At 72.0% G+C, this 15,689-nt stretch carries 15 protein-coding genes; 6 read left to right on the top strand and 9 right to left on the bottom strand.

Going from position 1 to position 15,689, the window contains the following annotated elements:
- Positions 1–267: 267 nt before the first annotated feature.
- Positions 268–1,593 carry a S9 family peptidase gene (locus CTJ15_RS10915; protein WP_076970196.1) on the top strand — a complete coding sequence of 442 codons (1,326 nt, stop codon included), beginning with the start codon at positions 268–270 and terminating at the stop codon, positions 1,591–1,593.
- Positions 1,594–1,598: 5 nt separating this feature from the next.
- On the opposite strand, the gene CTJ15_RS10910 is transcribed toward CTJ15_RS10915, so the two are convergent.
- From CTJ15_RS10910 to CTJ15_RS10890, 5 genes are all read right to left on the bottom strand, one after another.
- Complete coding sequence (locus tag CTJ15_RS10910; RefSeq protein WP_058389393.1) at positions 1,599–2,042, bottom strand: DUF3574 domain-containing protein; 444 nt, start codon at positions 2,040–2,042, stop codon at positions 1,599–1,601.
- Positions 2,043–2,045: 3 nt separating this feature from the next.
- Positions 2,046–2,378, bottom strand: a complete 333-nt coding sequence (locus tag CTJ15_RS10905; RefSeq protein ID WP_099782137.1) for a multidrug efflux SMR transporter — start codon at positions 2,376–2,378, stop codon at positions 2,046–2,048.
- Positions 2,378–3,412, bottom strand: a complete 1,035-nt coding sequence (locus CTJ15_RS10900; RefSeq protein ID WP_019459517.1) for a glycosyltransferase family 2 protein — start codon at positions 3,410–3,412, stop codon at positions 2,378–2,380. The genes CTJ15_RS10905 and CTJ15_RS10900 overlap by 1 nt, the downstream gene beginning before the upstream one ends.
- Positions 3,413–3,564: 152 nt before the next feature.
- Positions 3,565–4,965, bottom strand: a complete 1,401-nt coding sequence (locus tag CTJ15_RS10895; protein ID WP_058389392.1) for a hypothetical protein — start codon at positions 4,963–4,965, stop codon at positions 3,565–3,567.
- 133 nt (positions 4,966–5,098) lie between these two features.
- Positions 5,099–5,830, bottom strand: a complete 732-nt coding sequence (locus CTJ15_RS10890) for a bifunctional 2-polyprenyl-6-hydroxyphenol methylase/3-demethylubiquinol 3-O-methyltransferase UbiG (protein WP_058389391.1) — start codon at positions 5,828–5,830, stop codon at positions 5,099–5,101.
- A gap of 254 nt (positions 5,831–6,084) precedes the next feature.
- Between CTJ15_RS10890 and CTJ15_RS10885 the strand changes: the two genes are divergently transcribed.
- The 5 genes from CTJ15_RS10885 to CTJ15_RS10865 all read left to right on the top strand — a co-directional run bounded on the left by CTJ15_RS10885 (position 6,085) and on the right by CTJ15_RS10865 (position 11,247).
- Positions 6,085–7,677 (top strand): hypothetical protein, encoded by a 1,593-nt coding sequence (locus CTJ15_RS10885; RefSeq protein WP_226946107.1) that lies wholly within the window; start codon positions 6,085–6,087, stop codon positions 7,675–7,677.
- Between the two features lie 232 nt (positions 7,678–7,909).
- On the top strand, positions 7,910–8,896 hold the full coding sequence (locus tag CTJ15_RS10880; protein WP_019459513.1) for a DMT family transporter: 987 nt from the start codon (positions 7,910–7,912) through the stop codon (positions 8,894–8,896).
- On the top strand, positions 8,893–9,807 hold the full coding sequence (locus CTJ15_RS10875; RefSeq protein WP_019459512.1) for a DMT family transporter: 915 nt from the start codon (positions 8,893–8,895) through the stop codon (positions 9,805–9,807). The genes CTJ15_RS10880 and CTJ15_RS10875 overlap by 4 nt, the downstream gene beginning before the upstream one ends.
- Entirely contained in the window at positions 9,804–10,703 is a 900-nt protein-coding gene (locus CTJ15_RS10870) for an MBL fold metallo-hydrolase (protein WP_058389389.1), read from the top strand. Before CTJ15_RS10875 ends, CTJ15_RS10870 begins: the two co-directional genes overlap by 4 nt.
- Before the next feature lie 235 nt (positions 10,704–10,938).
- Positions 10,939–11,247, top strand: coding sequence for a hypothetical protein (locus CTJ15_RS10865; protein ID WP_019459510.1), 309 nt, complete (start codon positions 10,939–10,941; stop codon positions 11,245–11,247).
- A 171-nt stretch (positions 11,248–11,418) separates the two neighbouring features.
- Here the strand turns inward: CTJ15_RS10865 and CTJ15_RS10860 are convergent, their stop codons facing one another.
- The 4 genes from CTJ15_RS10860 to CTJ15_RS25025 all read right to left on the bottom strand — a co-directional run bounded on the left by CTJ15_RS10860 (position 11,419) and on the right by CTJ15_RS25025 (position 15,611).
- Positions 11,419–12,615 (bottom strand): pyridoxal phosphate-dependent aminotransferase, encoded by a 1,197-nt coding sequence (locus tag CTJ15_RS10860; protein WP_058389388.1) that lies wholly within the window; start codon positions 12,613–12,615, stop codon positions 11,419–11,421.
- Positions 12,616–12,791: 176 nt separating this feature from the next.
- Positions 12,792–13,634, bottom strand: a complete 843-nt coding sequence (fghA, locus tag CTJ15_RS10855; protein WP_058389387.1) for an S-formylglutathione hydrolase — start codon at positions 13,632–13,634, stop codon at positions 12,792–12,794.
- Positions 13,634–14,782: an S-(hydroxymethyl)glutathione dehydrogenase/class III alcohol dehydrogenase gene (locus tag CTJ15_RS10850; protein ID WP_019459507.1), complete on the bottom strand. Its 1,149-nt coding sequence runs from the start codon at positions 14,780–14,782 to the stop codon at positions 13,634–13,636. Before CTJ15_RS10850 ends, fghA begins: the two co-directional genes overlap by 1 nt.
- 166 nt (positions 14,783–14,948) lie before the next feature.
- Positions 14,949–15,611 carry a hypothetical protein gene (locus tag CTJ15_RS25025; RefSeq protein WP_075821731.1) on the bottom strand — a complete coding sequence of 221 codons (663 nt, stop codon included), beginning with the start codon at positions 15,609–15,611 and terminating at the stop codon, positions 14,949–14,951.
- Positions 15,612–15,689 lie beyond the last annotated feature (78 nt).

The raw sequence follows: 15,689 nt of genomic DNA, 5'->3' as shown, positions 1-15,689 counted from the left end.
ATGCGGCGGCAAAGGGAGAGATCGGCTCGCGCAGCCACCAAGGAGGAGAAGCGCAAGGCAGGCGGGCCACCGGATCAAGCCACTCATTCCCTTCCAGATGGGCGTAATAGATATACTATTCCCCTTATGGTTGTAGTGAGTGGCCTTCGGAATGAAGCGTTCACCTTGATCCGAGTGGTTGAACACGACAGCGCTTTTACCGGCCCGCCCGATTTCGCCGGGTTGCGACCTGCTCTAGCCTCCCGGCAACAATGAGGAGGGAGAGCCATGCGCTGTTCCAAGACGCTGCTGGTGGGGAGCGGCCTGCTGACAATGCTCTTGACGCTCGGCAGGCCGGCGCAGGCCGCACCGGAAGGCGTTGCCTGCCCCGACGGGCTGCCTGCCGGCACGGAATGCCGGCGCGGGCGCGACGGCAACGGTGCCTATTATTGGATCGCGGTGCCGAAGGACTGGAACGGAACGCTGGTGGTGCACAGCCATGGCGGGCCCCGCCTCGGCGCGCCGAAGCCGGACGATCCGGTGGAGGACCTCCAGCGCTTCGCCGTCACCGTGTCGGAGGGCTATGCCTGGGCGGGCAGCAGCTACCGCCGTGGCGGCTATGGCGTGCGCATGGCGGCGGAGGATACGGAAAACCTCCGCAAGCTCTTCGTGGCCGAGGTGGCGAAGCCGAAGCGCACCTTCATTCATGGCCAGTCCTGGGGCGGCAATGTCGCGGCCAAGGCGATCGAGCTCTACCCCGACAGCTATGACGGGGCGCTGCTGACCAGCGGCGTGCTGGCGGGCGGCACGGAGGGCTATGGCTACCGCACCGACCTGCGCGCCGTGTACCAGTACTACTGCCACAACCATCCGGGGCCGGACGAGCCGCAGTATCCGCTGAACATCGGCCTGCCCGCCGGGCAGCGGATGACGGGCAAGGAACTGGCGGAACGGGTGGAGGCTTGCACCGGCGCCGGAAAGCCCGCGGCCGAGCGCAGCCCGGAGCAGGCGCGGAATCTGGCCGCGATCACCGCGGTGACGCGGGTGCCGGAGCGCACGCTGGTCTCGCACATGAACTGGGCGACCTTCCTGTACCGCGACATCGTGGCGGAGCGGCTGGGCGGCCGCAGCCCCTTCGGCAACGAGGGCGTGCGCTACACGGGTTCCGCCGACGACGCGGCGCTGAACGCGGGCGTGGCGCGGCTGCAGGCCGATCCGCAGGCGGTGGCGGAGCTGGCGGAGGACAGCGACCTCACCGGCAAGGTCACGATCCCGACCCTGACCCTGCACGCGATCGACGACCCCACCGCCTTTGTCGAGCACGAGAGCCATTACCGCGCGGTGCGGGAGAAGGCGGGCACGGCGGCGCTGCTGGTGCAGACCTTCACGCGGGAGCATGTCCACAGCAAGCTGCACACGCCGGAATACGCGGCGGCCTTCGCGGCCCTGTCGCGGTGGGTGGACACGAAGCAGCCACCGGAGCCGGCGGCCATCGCGGCGTCCTGCGAGGGCTACCGCAAGGCCTATCCGGAGACCTGCCTCTTCGATCCGGCCTTCCACCCGGCGCCCTATGACAGCCGGGTCTATCCGCGCGACCCGGCGGGGAAGGGCTGACGGGATCAGAACCCCGCGCATCCCGGGCCGAGCAGCCGCAGCACGGACTCCTGCCGGAACCGCAGGCGATAGGCTTCCGCCAGGGGGTCCAGGCGGGCGCGGGCCTCCCCGGCGGTGACACCGGGCAGCACGACGACCAGGAGCTTCGACGCCTCCCGCTCCACCCGGCCATCCGCCCCGCGCCACTGCCCGGCGGCGTCCAGCACGGTCAGACCGTCCGGAAAGCGCGGCGTCGCCTCGCTGGCGAGGAAAGCGTCCCATTCCGCCTCGCCCACCGGCGGGGCGCCCGCGCGGTTCCGGCCGAGGAACAGCTCCGCCACCATGGCGGCCCGCATCCCGGCGGGGCAGGCGGGTGCCGGCCCGGCGGCGCAGGCGGAAAGGCCGAGCAGGGCCGCCCCCGCCCAGGGGAAGGCGAAACGCCCCGCCGCCCCGGCCAGCCGCCGCGCCACGGCTCAGGCCACGGCCAGCAGGGCGACCCCGGCGCAGATCAGCCCCAGCGCCGCCACCTTGGCCGGGCCCAGCATCTCGCCGAAGGCGAAGTGCCCGATGGCCGCGACCGCGACATAGGAGACGGCGGTGCAGGGCAGCGCCACGCTCATCGGCAGCTTGCGCAGCGCCACGATGTAGAGCAGCGCCGCGCCGCCATAGGCGCCGAGGCCGATGATGGTCTGCCAGCGGAAGAGCTGGGTGAGGAAGCCGCCCTCGCCCAGCGTTCCCGCCTTGAGCAGGACCTGGCCGAACAGCGAGGTGGCGATCGCCGCGGCGAGCGCGATCCAGGAAGGCATCATCGGACTTCGGCACCATCCCGCAGAACGGCCGCCGCGCCGTGCTCCTGGGGCGGCATCTCCGGCCTGGCCCGCAGCTCCTCCCGCACCACGCCCTGCGGCTTGCCGTTGGCGGACAGGAAGGCGCGGCCGACATACTCGCCCAGCACGCCCAGGATGACGAACTGCACGCCCGCGATCAGCAGCGTGACCACCATCAGCGAGGGCCAGCCCGAGGGCATGCCGTGGACGAAGGTCTCGGCCACCACCCAGCAGACGCCGAGCAGGCCCAGCAGGCCCATGGCGATGCCGGCCAGCCCGGCCATGCGCAGCGGCTTCACCGAGAAGGAGGTGGCGAGGTTCAGCCAGAGCCGGACCAGCCGGCGCAGCGTGTAGTTGGAGCGGCCCTCGGCGCGGGCGAGGTGGCGGACCTCGATGGAATCGATCCGCTGCGTCACCTGCATGATCAGCCCGTCGATATAGGGATAGGGGCCGGTGTAGCGGGTGATGTTCTCCACCACGAGGGCGGACATGCAGCGGAAGGAGGAGAGATAGAGCCCGGCCGGCTTGTCCAGCAGGCTGTCGGCCACCTTGTTGGCGAAGCGCGAGCCGATGTTGCGCCAGGCCTCGTGCTTCTTCTCGGCATAGCGCGTGTAGACCACGTCCCAGCCGCCGAGCCGGGCGTGGTCGTAGAGCCGCACGACCTCCTCCGGCGGGTTCTGCAGGTCGTCATCCATGGTGATGACGTAGCTGCCGCGGGTCCGGCGCAATCCGCTCATGACCGCGTTATGCTCGCCGAAGTTGCGGGAGTGCTCGATATAGGTGAGCGGCACCGTGGCCGTCTCCACCAGGCGCCGGCAGACATCGCCGGAATTGTCCGGGCTGCCGTCGTTCACCAGGATGATCTCGATGCCGCCGGCGGGGCGCAGGGCGGACAGCGCCTCCACCAGCCGGCCCACCGTGGCCGCGCCGCGATAGACGGGAACGACGATGCTGAGGCCTTGGAAGCCATCCAGGGCCGGGGCCACGGCCGGTGCGGAGGGCAGGGGGAACATGACGGGGTCGTCCTTCTCGCCGGCGGAACGCGGCCTGGAGATGGCAGCCCGGGAATGGGCGGCCAGGGTGGATGATGGCGCTCTCTTTAGGCCAAAAAATGACCGTCGCGCTCCGGATCTGCGACAGCCCATCCGGAAAGATGCGGCAGGTCTCACCGCGCAGCGGCAACCGCCACGCGGGGGTGCAGGGTCCGGGTGCCGCGGGGTCCCGTCCCGTCGAGAAACTCGGCCTCCAGCAGCCCGGGGGTCCGGGGCAGCGGGCAGTCCAACTGCCAGCCGACCGCGATGCGCCCGTAATCGGCGAAGGCATCCGCCAGATCCGGGCGGCGGCCGGTCACCTCGGCCTCGCCCAGCGGCTCCCCGCCCTGGCGCAGGCGAATCCGGGTGACCGGCGGGTCCGCCGCGACGAAGCCCCGCAGCGCCAGCCGTCCCTCCGCCGGATAGGCGGTCGACTCCACGCCGAGGCGGAGGGGCAGCCGGGCGGCGGGGCGCCGGTCCGGCGCGGGCCTCCCGGCACGGCGCCGGTGCGCCCGCGCCAGGCTTTCCAGCATTCGCGCCATGCGGAGCGCATGATGCGGCGCGCGGCCACCGGCGGCATCCTCCAGGAACCGGTCCACCGCCGCGCCATCCTCCCGTGCCCGGCGGAGCGCGTCGAGCACGGCCTCCGGCTCCAGCGAGGCGGCGAGGCCGGGGATGCCCCGGAAGGCTTCGAGGGCATCGTCCAGCGGCAGCGAGACCAGCGGCTTGCCCAGGGCCAGGGCCTCCAGCCCCAGGGTGGAATAGTTGGTCAGCACCGCCGAGCAGGCCGCCAGGGCCGGGATCGGGTCCCCGGCCTCGACCAGTGCCTGCAAGCCCGGGTCGCGCGGCAGGCTGGCCCCGGGGCGGTAGAGGCCCGGGCGGGCGGGATGGTCGCGCACCAGAACGGGACGCTCCAGCCGGGCCTCCAGCACGGTCAGCAGCCGGTTCACCGCCTCCACGGCGGTGGGGCGCGCATCGGCGACATAGAGCAGGAAGCCCTGGTCGGTGACGGGCTGTTCCGCCAGCCGGTCCAGCTTCGGCAGGCCGGCCACCCGCGCGCGGGCGCGCAGCCAGGGCGCCAGCCGCCCCAGGTCGCGCGGGCCGAAGGCCAGAAAGGCATCGCAGGTGTCGTGCCGGTTCATCTCCTCCCAGCGCTGCACCAGCCCGTGCTGGACGCCGACCCAGAGAGGCGCGCGCGGCAGGCGTTCCCGCAGGTCCGCGCGGAGCCGGGCGAAGGGCAGGGTGTTCACCGCCAGCACGAAGGCGGTGGGCCGGAAGTCCTCGATCTCCGCCGCGACCTCCTCCAGGAAGCCGGGCGAGCGGGCGTGGTCGGCGTATTCCGCCACGGTTCCGGCGGCATGTTCCAGCACCCGGTGCGTGCCTTCCGGCCAGCCGGCGAAGCGGTCGCGCGAGGCATCGCCGGGCAGGGGATAGAGCAGGCTGCGGCAGGCATGGCCACCCGCGCGCAACACCGCCATGGCGGGGGCGAGGTTGTCGAGCGCCCGGAAGGTGCTGCCCAGAAAGAGGAATCTCAAGCCTGTCCCCGCTGTGCCGGCCGGTGCAGCGCGGAATCCCGGTGGGGCGCGGGTGCAAGCCGTGGGCGATATCAACCACCGCGTGTGGCACCGGCGCAAGTGACAGGATGACGCGGCGGGCCGGAAGACCCCTTCAGGGCCGCGCGGCCACCGCCAGCACGGAACCCCCGGCGGGAAAGCGGGCCCCGGCGGCGAGGAGGCGCCGCTCGGCGCGGTCCACGGCCGTCAGCGCGGCATCCAGCCAGGGCGGAAAGGGCGCGACATCGCTGGGGGCATCCTCGCCCCGCGACAGGATCTTCCGCTGCGCCACCATCAGCGGCAGCAGCAGGCTGTTCCAGTAGCGCGTCTCGATGGCGCCGAAACCCGCCCCGGCCAGCAGGCGCCGGGCGGCGGGCGCGGTGTAGCGGCGGGCGTTGTGGACCCGCGTGTCATGGGCCGAACGCAGCCACTCGAAGGCCGGCAGGTTCAGGATCACCCGGCCGCCCGGCGCCAGGACGCGGTGGAACTCGGCCAGGGCCAGGGACTCGGCCACGCCCCGGTGGCAAAGCACGTCCACCGACACCACGGCGTCGAAGCTGCCATCGGCGAAGGGCAGGCGGTTGACGTCGCCGCAGGCCACGGCGGCGCCGGACTTGGCGGCGGCTCTTTGGGCGGCGGCGGCGTCGTATTCCAGCCCGGTGCGCCGCAGCCGGGGCAGCGTGCCCTCCAGCCGCCGCAGGAAGCCGCCCGTGCCGCAGCCGGCATCCAGCACGCGGGCGCCGGGCGGCAGGGCGGCCAGGGCATGGGCCAGCCGGGCATGGATGGCGCGGTACCACCACATGCCTTCCTCGGCCTCGTCCATCAGCGTGTATTCGGTGGGCTCCACGGCGCGGATTATTCGCCGGGGCCGCGGCTGCCACAAGGCGGTCCCGCCTCGCCAGCGCCGCATTCGTCTGCCAGGAATTCTCCCGCGGATGTGACCGCCCCCGCTTCCTGTTCCGCCGGACGATGAAACCGCCTCCACACCAGAACGGCCCGGCCGCACCGGGCTACGCCCCAGGACTTCCTTCCGGCGCCCCGCCGCCCTCTCCCAAGGCCCATGCCCTGGCCCGGACCATGGCGGAGGCCATGACAGGCGCCATGACGGGGGCTGTCACGGGCGCCGCGCCCAAGACGGGCGGCCTTTCTTCCACCGCCTCCCCGGCCGCCGCGCGCCTGCGGGCACGGCTGCTGCGCCTGGCGGTGCATCTGCCCGCGCTGCTCTTCCTGCTCGCGGTGCTGTCGCCGCCCCTGAACCACGACGTGGCGGCGGTGCTGAACTTCTCCGAGCGCTGGTTCGCCGGGGAGCGGCTCTATGTGGACCTGATCGACGTCAACCCGCCGCTGATCTTCTCGCTGAACCTGGTCCCGGCGGCGATCGCGGCCTGGACGCCGCTGGACGGGGTGCAGGCGCTGCAGCTCTGCCTGCTCGCCCTGGCCGGGCTGAGCCTGTGGCTCTGCCTGCGGCTGCGCGAGGGGCGGGCCGAGGGCACGGTGGAGGCGGCGGTGCTGACCGGGCTGTTGCCGCTGGCGATGCTGGTGATCGGCTACGACTTCGGGCAGCGGGAGGTTCTGATGGGCACGGCGGCGCTGCCCTATGCGCTGCTGGCCGCGCGCCGGATGGAGGGGCGGCGCACCGCGCGCGGGCTCTGGCTCGGCACCACGCTGCTTGCCGCGCTGGGCTTCGCGCTGAAGCCGCATTTCCTGGCCGTGCCCCTGCTGGTGGAGGCGCTGGTGCTGCTGCGTCGCGGGCCGCGCCGCGCCCTGCGGGACCCGGCGCCCTGGGCGATGGCCGCGGTCTGGCTGGCCTATCTCGCGGCCATCCCGCTGATCTTCCCGGCCTATCTCGGCTATGTCGTGCCGCTGGTCTGGCAGTACTACCTGGATCTCGGCGGGCAGAGCGCCTGGGCGGTGCTGTTCACGCCCAACCTCGCCGTCGCGGCGGCCCTGCTGCTGGTGCTGCTGCCGCTCGCCTTCCGCGCCACGGGCGGCCCCCTGGCGCGGGTGCTGGCGGCGGCGGCGCTGGGCGCCTTCCTGTCCGCCTGGGTGCAGCACAAGGGCTGGACCTACCATGTCGCGCCGGTGCTGATGCTGGGCGGCGTGCTGGCCGGGCTGCTGGCGGCGCGCGCGGCGGATTTCGTCCTGCCGCTGGCCACGGCGCGGCGGGCGGCGCCCGGGCTGGCGCTGCTGGCCACGGCGGGACTCGCCCTCTTCGCCCTGCGCGGCGGCGAGGCGCCCTTCCGCGAGATCGGCTTCGAGGACAGCAAGGCCGGGCGGCTGACCGCCTGGCTCAAGCACGAGGCCTATGGCGAGCGGCTGCTGATCATCAGCCCCGACATCTATCCGGTCTATCCGGCGCTGAACTATGCGCATGTGCAGTCCACGCTGCGCACCATGAACATGTGGCTGCTGCAGGGCGTGTACCGGACCTGCCCGGACAGCGGCGAACGCTACCGCCAGCCCTGGGAGATGAGCCGGGCGGAATTCTTCGTCTACCGCACCGTGGCGGAGGATTTCGCGAAGGCGCCCCCGGCCGCGGTGCTGATCGACCGCAACCCGGGCATTCCCTGGTGCGGGCGGGAATTCGACTTCGCCGAATACTTCTCCCGCCACCCGCTCTTCGCCGCGACCTGGCGGCACTACCACCAGGAGGGCGAGATCGAGGGCTACCGCCTCTATGTCCGGGACAACTGAGGCGGCGCGGCGCGCGCGGAACCCCGCCGCGACGCCGCCTGCCTGTCCGGGAGGCAGCGGCGGCCAGGAAACGGGCGGGGGAACGGTGCGCCAGGACACAGTGCGGGGATTTTCGGCGCCGCGCGGGGCAGATCAGCGTGTCCCGCACATGCCCTGCGGCGCGAACTCGTCCTACAAAATACCACCCTGAAAGAAATCACCGGCCACAGCGCCGGGAAGGGGGAGTGATTTCGTGTCCAGCAGCAAGGCCGGCGTGACAACGCCCATCGACGACGCCGTTCGGGGGATCGGCTTCGTCGCCCTGAGCTACCTTGTCTTCTCCCTCTCCGACGCCTCGATGAAATGGGCGCTGCCCGAGCTCGGCACCGCGGGCGCCATGATCTGGCGCGGGCTGTTCGGCACGCTCGCCGTGGGGCTCATGGCCGGCGTCTGCCGTCCCGGCGGGCCGGGGCGGATCTGGCCGGTGAACGGACGCCTGATCTTCTGGCGCGGGCTGCTGAACGTCGTGGCGACGGCGCTCTACTACATCGCCTGGCGGCACGGCCTGGCCCTGGGGGACACCTACGCGGTGGCCGCCACCGCGCCGCTGATGCTCACCCTGCTCGCCATCCCCATGCTGGGGGAGACGGTGGGCTGGCGGCGCTGGACGAGCACGGGCATCGGCTTCCTCGGCGTGCTGTTCATGTTCCAGCCGGGCGGCGCGCTCTGGGGGCTGAACACCGTGCTGATCCTGGTCGCGGTCGCCATGCTGGCGATGACGCGGATCTGGACCCGTGTCCTGGCGCGCACGGACAAGCCGACCACCATCACCTTCTGGCTGATGTTCGGGCAGCTTCCGGCCGGGCTGCTGATGCTGCCCTTCTTCCCGTTGCCGGAGGAATGGCCCTCGCTCTTCGCCCTGGCGCTGGTGGCGATGTGCGGGCTGGCGCATGGGCTGGCGCACTACCTGCTGGCCCGGGGCTATGCGATCGCGCCGGTCGCGACGCTGGCGCCGCTGGAATACACCCCGATCCTCTGGGGCACCGCACTGGGCTTCGTGATCTGGGGCGACATGCCCGCCTGGACGACCTTCGCCGGCGCCGGCGTGGTGGTTTGCGCCGGCCTGTACAACCTGCACCGGGAGCGCATCCGGGCGCGGGAGAAGCGGCGGATGGAAAGCCGGGCGGACGGCAAGGGTGCCGCCGCCCCGGCGCGCCTGGCGGCGAGGACGGCGGCATGAGGCACGACCTGCGGCGCGGGGCCCTGCTGATCGTCGCGGCCGGGCTGATCTGGCAGCTGATGAACGCGCTGGTGAAGCAGCTCGGCAGCACCATCCCGGTTCCCGAGCTGATGTTCTTCCGCAACCTGTTCTCGCTGCCGATGGTGCTGCTGATCGCCTCGCGCGGCACGATCACGCTGCGCACGCGGCGCTTCGGCGGCCATGTGGTCCGGGCCAGCACCGGGCTGGTGGCGATGAGCCTGTCCTTCCTGGCGGTGAGCGTGCTGCCGCTCGCGGAGCAGCAGGTGCTGGGCTACACGCAGCCGCTCTTCATCACGATCCTGGCCATCCCCTTCCTGGGCGAGCAGCCGGACCGGCGGCGCTGGCTGGCGGTGCTGGTCGGCTTTCTCGGCGTCGTGACGGTGGCGCTGGGGCAGGGCGGGCTGGGCGGCGGCAGCGCCCCCGGCTGGGCCTATGTGGCGGCGGTGACGCAGGGGCTGGTCTCGGCGCTGACCACGCTCCAGATCCGCCAGCTTTCCGCCACCGAGAGCAGCTCCACCATCACGCTCTGGCAGGCCATCCTGATGACGGGGATCATGACCTGCGCGCTGCCCTTCGTCTGGGTGACGCCGACATGGGGGCAGTTCGGCCTGCTGGTCCTGCTCGGCACGCTGGGCGGGCTGGCCCAGGTGCTGCAGACGGAAGCCTTCGCCTCCGCCCAGGTCTCGGCGCTCGGCCCCTATACCTATTGCGGGCTGATCTGGGCGACGATCATCGGCTGGACCGTCTTCGGCGATGCCCCCTCGCTGGTGATGATCCTGGGCGCGCTCCTCATCGTGGGTGCCGGCCTCGCCATCCTGCCGGGCCGCGCAAGGCCCGGGCCGGTGGCCGAGCCCCGCGCCAAGCCCAGCGAGGCGGTGGCCGGCGAATGAGCATCCCCTTCCTCACCGGGGACGACCTGCCGCCCGGCGAGGCGCGGGAGGCCGTCGCCCCGGCCCCCGGCCAGCCCGCGGTGCGGCGCATCCTCTGCGGCAATGCCGGGCCGCTCACCTTCCGCGGCACCAACACCTGGCTGATCGGGCGGGGGGAGGTCACGCTGCTCGACCCCGGACCGGAGGATGCGGCGCATCGCGCGGCCATCCTGCGCGCCACGCGGGGCGAGCGGATCGCCCGCATCCTCGTTTCCCATACGCATCTCGACCATTCGGAAGGCGCCCCGGCCTTGGCCGCCGCGACCGGTGCGCCGGTGCTGGCCTTTGGCGCGCATCCCACCCCGCCGGAGGCCGGGGGGATGGGGGCGGACCACGGCTTCCGCCCGGACGCGCTGCTGGCCGAGGGCGACGCGGTGGAAGGCGAGGGCTGGCGCCTGCGCGCCCTGCACACGCCGGGACATTGCGCCAACCATCTCTGCTTCGTGACGGAGGGGCCGGGGCTGCTCTTCAGTGCCGACCTCGCCATGTCCTGGTCCACCAGCGTCGTCTCGCCGCCGGACGGCGACATGGCGGACTACATGCGTTCCCTGGCCCGGATCGCGGCACGGGACGACCGGCTGATGCTGCCCGGCCATGGCCCCGTCCTGCCGCAGCCCAGGCCCTTCCTCGCCGCGCTGATCCGGCACCGGGAGGCACGCGAGGCGAAGGTGCTGGCGGCGCTGCGCGCGGCGGGCACGGCGAGCGCGGAGGATCTGGTGCCGCCGGTCTATGGACCGTCGCTGGACCCGCGCCTCGTGCGCGGGGCGGCACGCAGCCTGCTCGCGCACCTGCTGAAGCTGGTGGCGGAGGGACGGGCGCGGCGGGAGGGCGGTGGCTTCCGTGCCACGCCCGGCTGACCGGCCCGCCCGGCCCACGGGGACAGGAAAGGGCTTGCCGCCGGGCAGGGAGCCGGTGACATTCCCACGAATCGGTGCCGTCGCCATTTCCCGCGGCGGCGCCTGCGGCTAGAGCGGGGGGCGCAAGCCCCGCTCCGCTTGCCGGGACAGATCGCGGCGGCTCCCCTTGGAATCGCCGCGGCCCGATCGAAACTACCGGGAGCGGCAATGCGCTGCCGGAGGCAAGGAACCAGCCATGTTCACGCTTGAGATCGGCGGCAAGCCGGTTGCCATCACCGACGCGGGGGAAGACGAGGCCCGCGAGATCTTCGAGGGCAAGGAGTTCCGCGACGACCTTCTGGACCTGGAAAGCGAGGACGGCCCCCTCTGGGACGGCGAGGCCCCGCTGAAGTGGCGCGCGGCCACCGAGGAGGAGATCGCCGAGTTCCGCCAGGTGGAGCTGGAGGAAGAGGACGAGGAGGACGAGGAGGATGACGGGCCGGTCATCATGTTCCTCGTGCCGCTGGTCGAGGATGACGAGGACGAGGAATACGAGGAGGATTGAGCGCCTCCCCAGGCCAGGCCCGTACCGGGGTGCGGCCATCCGGCCGTGCCCCCCAGTCCGTGTCTCACTGCCCACGCCCGCCCGCCCGGCACCACCCGTGCCCAGGGGCGGCGCGCGGCGGCCGGGCCGCGCCGCCCGGCGGGCTGGCGCGCCCCGGCCTGTTCCGGCGCCTCAGCGGCGGGTGAAGAAGCCCTCCAGCCGCGCCATCGCCTCGCGCGCCAGTTCGGGCGAGATGGCGAAGCAGAGGCGCAGGCAGCCCTGGCCCGCCGGGCCGAAGGCGGTGCCGGGCGCCAGGCCCACCCTGGCCTCGCGCAGCACGCGCTTGGCGAGGTCGAGGGCGCTCTTCTCCCCCTCCACCAAGAAGAACAGGTAGAAGGCGCCATCCGGCACGCTCAGCGTCACGCCGGGCAGGCGGGACAGGCCGTCCACGAAGATCTGGCGGCTCTCGGCGCAGCGGCCGACCATCTTGCGGATGAAGCCGTCGCCCTGTTCCAGCGCCACGATCGCCGCGTGCTGCACGAAGGTCGGGATCGAGGTGGTGTTGTACTGGTTCAGCTTGGCGAAGGTGGCGTCCAGCCCCTGCGGATAGACCACCCAGCCTGCGCGCCAGCCGGTCATCGCCCAGTTCTTGCTGAAGGTGTTGGTCACCAGCAGCCGGTCGTCGGGGCGTGCGATCTCCAGGAAGGAGGGGGCGATGGCGTTGCCGTAGGTGAAGTGGTTGTACACCTCGTCGGAGAGGATCCAGATCCCCCGCTCCCGGGCGAAGGCCAGCAGCCTTTCCATGTCCGCGCGCGGCATCACCCAGCCCGTGGGGTTGGAGGGCGAGTTGATGACGATGACCTTCGTGCGCGCCGTCACCGCCGCGAAGAGGTCCTCCAGCGACAGGACGAAGCCGCCATCGGCCTTGCGGCGATAGCTGACCGGCACGGGCACGCCGCCGCAGATGCGCGCGGCCTCCAGCAGGTTCGGCCAGGCGGGGGAGGGATGGACGACCTCGTCGCCCGGCTCCAGCACCGCCTGGAAGGCCTGCATCACCGCGTTCATGCCGCCCGAGGTCACGGAGAAGCGCGACGGCGCGACCTCCACCCCCCAGTGGCGGCGGTGGTAGTCGGCCAGCGCCTGGCGCAGCCGGGGCAGGCCCAGGGAATAGGTGTAGCGGGTATGGCCCTCGCGCAGCGCCTGCACCACCGCCTCGGTCACGAAATCCGGGGTGGGGAGGTCGCCCTCGCCGATCCAGAGCTTGATGACCGCGGGGTCCTCGCGGGCGAGGTCGGCCACCTCGGCGATCTGGCTGCTGCCCAGGCCGCGGACGCGCTCCGGCAGCGTCTCGGTGAGGTCGGTCATGGCATCGGAAAGGGCGGCGCTCATCAGGTCCTCATGCGCGGGGCGGCGTCGGAAGGAATTCGGTTATCGCCTGCGGCGTGGGGGAAGGCCACAGCCGCCGGGCGGGAAACCGGGAGCGCACCGGGCCTGCCAGCCATGCGGTGCCTCCGCAGTGGGCACCCCTGCCCGCGGCCGGGCTCCGGCCGCGGGTGCCGGCCGGCCTAGTCCGCCGCGAGGCGCTCCGCGTGCCAGCGGAGATGGTCGTCCATGAAGCTGCTGATGAAGTAGTAGGAGTGGTCGTAGCCCTCCTGCATCCGCAGGGTCAGCGGGATGCCGGCCTTGCCGCAGGCCTCCCGCAGCAGGTCCGGCTTGAGCTGGCTTTCCAGGAAGGGGTCGGCCGTGCCCTGGTCCACCAGGATCTCCGGCAGGCGGGCGCCGTCCTCGATCAGGGCCGTGGCGTCGTGGCCGCGCCAGGTGGCGCGGTCGGGGCCGAGATAGGCGGTAAGCGCCTTCTCCCCCCAGGGGCAGCGCAGGGGCGAGACGATCGGGGCGAAGGCGGAGACCGACCGGAAGCGCGTGGGGTGCCGCAGCGCCAGGGTCAGCGCGCCATGGCCGCCCATGGAATGGCCGGTGACCGCCTGCCGCCCCATATCCGCCGGGAACTCCGCCGAAACGATCCCGGGCAGCTCGCTCGCGATCCAGCTTTCCATGCGGAAATGCGGCGCCCAGGGCGCCTCGGTGGCGTCGAGGTAGAAGCCCGCGCCCTGGCCCAGGTCATAGGCCGGGTCGTCGGCCACGCCCTCGCCACGCGGCGAGGTATCGGGCACCACGAGGATCAGCCCGAGCTCGGCGGCGAGGCGCTGGGCGCCGGCCTTCTCGGTGAAGTTGGCCTCGGTGCAGGTGAGGCCGGACAGGAACCAGAGGAGGGGGAGCTTCGCCCCCGCCTCGCCGGCTCGCGGCGGCAGGTAGAGGCCGAAGCGCATCGGCGTGCCGGTCACCGTGCTGTCGTGGCGGCACACAAGCTGCGTGCCGCCGAAGCTCCGCGTGCGGGAAAGGATCTCCATCAGTAGACGATGACGCTGCGGATGGACTTGCCCTCGTGCATCAGGTCGAAGGCGTGGTTGATCTGGTCGAGCGGCATGGTGTGGGTGATCAGGCTGTCGATCTCGATCTTGCCCTCCATGTACCAGTCCACGATCTTCGGAACGTCGGTGCGGCCGCGCGCGCCGCCGAAGGCCGAGCCCTTCCAGACGCGGCCGGTGACGAGCTGGAAGGGGCGGGTGCTGATCTCCTTGCCCGCCTCGGCCACGCCGATGACGATGCTCTCGCCCCAGCCGCGATGGCAGCATTCCAGCGCCTGCCGCATGACGTTCACGTTGCCCGTGCAGTCGAAGGAGAAATCCGCGCCGCCGCCGGTGATGTCGAGGATGGCCTGGACCACCTTGTCGTTGCCCACCTCGGTCGGATTGATGAAGTCGGTCATGCCGAAGCGCTTCGCCATCTCGACCTTGGCGGGGTTGAGGTCCACGCCGACGATCCTGTCGGCGCCCACCATGCGCGCACCCTGGATGACGTTCAGCCCGATGCCGCCCAGGCCGAAGACCACGACATTGGCGCCGGGCCAGACCTTGGCGGTGTTGATCACCGCGCCGATGCCGGTGGTGACGCCGCAGCCGATGTAGCAGATCTTGTCGAAGGGCGCGTCCTCGCGGACCTTGGCCACCGCGATCTCCGGCAGCACGGTGAAGTTCGCGAAGGTCGAGCAGCCCATGTAGTGGAAGACGGTGTCGCCGCTCGCCTGGCTCCTCGCCGGCGCGCCGCCCGCCGGCTCGCAATGGAAGCGGCTGGTGCCGTCGGGCATCACGCCCTGGCCCTGGGTCGAGCGGATGGCGGTGCAGAGGTTCGTCCGCTGCGACAGGCAGGACTTACAGTTGCGGCATTCCGGCGTGTAGAGCGGAATGACGTGGTCGCCCACCTTCACGCTGGTGACCCCGGCGCCGACCTCGCGCACGATGCCCGCGCCCTCATGCCCCAGGATGGCGGGGAACTTGCCCTCCGAATCCGCGCCGGAAAGGGTGTAGGCGTCGGTGTGGCAGACGCCGGTGGCCATGATCTCCACCAGCACCTCGCCGGGCTTCGGGCCTTCCACCCGCACGGTCTCGATGGTCAGGGGCTTTCCGGCGGCCCAGGCCACCGCGGCGCGTGTTTCCATGGCGTTCAGTTTTCCTGCTGAGGACGGTTTCGGACAAATGCCCCGCGCCCGGGTTGGTGGGCCGGCCGGCGGGGGATCGTGGCCGCACCATAGGGCATCCGGCGCGGGAGGCCAGCCGGGCCGGCAGCGGGGTGGGGCGGAAGGGCCGGGTGGGAGCCGGGGCGGATCACGGCGTGGTTCCCGGTGCGGCAGGGGGTATGGCCGGGGGCGTGTCGCGGGCGAAGGCGGCGCGCAGGGCCTCGGCGGGGATGGTGGCGGTGCTGGAGGTGTAGGAGGTGAAGGCCATCGTGCCGCCCCGGAGGCGGAAGCAGAGATCAGCCGGGTCGTGGCGCAGGTCGCGGCTGACATATTCCGGGTCAGGGATGTCGCCGGTTCTGTACTTCCCGGCCTGCGACACGATGTCGGGGAAGAAGCTGTAAACGATGCGGCCATCGGCCCGCCGGGGCAGTGGCGGTGGGTCCAGACCTGCCGTCATGACGTCTCCCGCCGCGGTGCGAACGGAGCGGCTGCCCGTGAGCAGCCGATCCCCGTCGAACCGGGCGTCGGTGCAGAGCGACACGGCGGCCAAGATGGTGTGGCCACCATTGGCATAGACCCGCGCCAGGTCGTGCGCGGTGGAGAAGCGTACGAGCAATGTGGGCATAGGCTGCGAAGGCAGCCTATCCGATGCGGACCAGAATTCCGGATGATCCCTGAAATCCGTCACCTCGATGCTCTCGAAGCGCAGGTCGTGGATGCGTGGCGAGCCGAGCATGAAGCTCCAGACGGCGCATCCGGGCAGGGTGAGCGGGAGGAGCGCGGCGGCGAGGCGGAGCGTGCGGGCGATCATGGCGGCCTACGGCCTCGCCCCGGTGGCGGGCCAGCGGCCGAGCGCCGCGTTCTCCGGGAGGTCGCGCGGATTGCGCCG

This window comes from Roseomonas sp. FDAARGOS_362, from assembly GCF_002754815.1.
GTDB lineage: Bacteria > Pseudomonadota > Alphaproteobacteria > Acetobacterales > Acetobacteraceae > Roseomonas > Roseomonas mucosa.
This window is presented reverse-complemented; position numbering and strand designations above follow the sequence as displayed.

Coding starts and splice junctions, on each gene's coding strand:
- CTJ15_RS10915 (WP_076970196.1), top strand. CDS start 268: ATGCGCTGTTCCAAGACGCTGCTGGTGGGGAGCGGCCTGCTGACAATG.
- CTJ15_RS10905 (WP_099782137.1), bottom strand. CDS start 2,378: ATGCCTTCCTGGATCGCGCTCGCCGCGGCGATCGCCACCTCGCTGTTC.
- CTJ15_RS10900 (WP_019459517.1), bottom strand. CDS start 3,412: ATGTTCCCCCTGCCCTCCGCACCGGCCGTGGCCCCGGCCCTGGATGGC.
- CTJ15_RS10885 (WP_226946107.1), top strand. CDS start 6,085: ATGACGGGGGCTGTCACGGGCGCCGCGCCCAAGACGGGCGGCCTTTCT.
- CTJ15_RS10875 (WP_019459512.1), top strand. CDS start 8,893: ATGAGGCACGACCTGCGGCGCGGGGCCCTGCTGATCGTCGCGGCCGGG.
- CTJ15_RS10870 (WP_058389389.1), top strand. CDS start 9,804: ATGAGCATCCCCTTCCTCACCGGGGACGACCTGCCGCCCGGCGAGGCG.
- CTJ15_RS10865 (WP_019459510.1), top strand. CDS start 10,939: ATGTTCACGCTTGAGATCGGCGGCAAGCCGGTTGCCATCACCGACGCG.
- CTJ15_RS10860 (WP_058389388.1), bottom strand. CDS start 12,615: ATGAGCGCCGCCCTTTCCGATGCCATGACCGACCTCACCGAGACGCTG.
- fghA (WP_058389387.1), bottom strand. CDS start 13,634: ATGGAGATCCTTTCCCGCACGCGGAGCTTCGGCGGCACGCAGCTTGTG.
- CTJ15_RS10850 (WP_019459507.1), bottom strand. CDS start 14,782: ATGGAAACACGCGCCGCGGTGGCCTGGGCCGCCGGAAAGCCCCTGACC.
- CTJ15_RS25025 (WP_075821731.1), bottom strand. CDS start 15,611: ATGATCGCCCGCACGCTCCGCCTCGCCGCCGCGCTCCTCCCGCTCACC.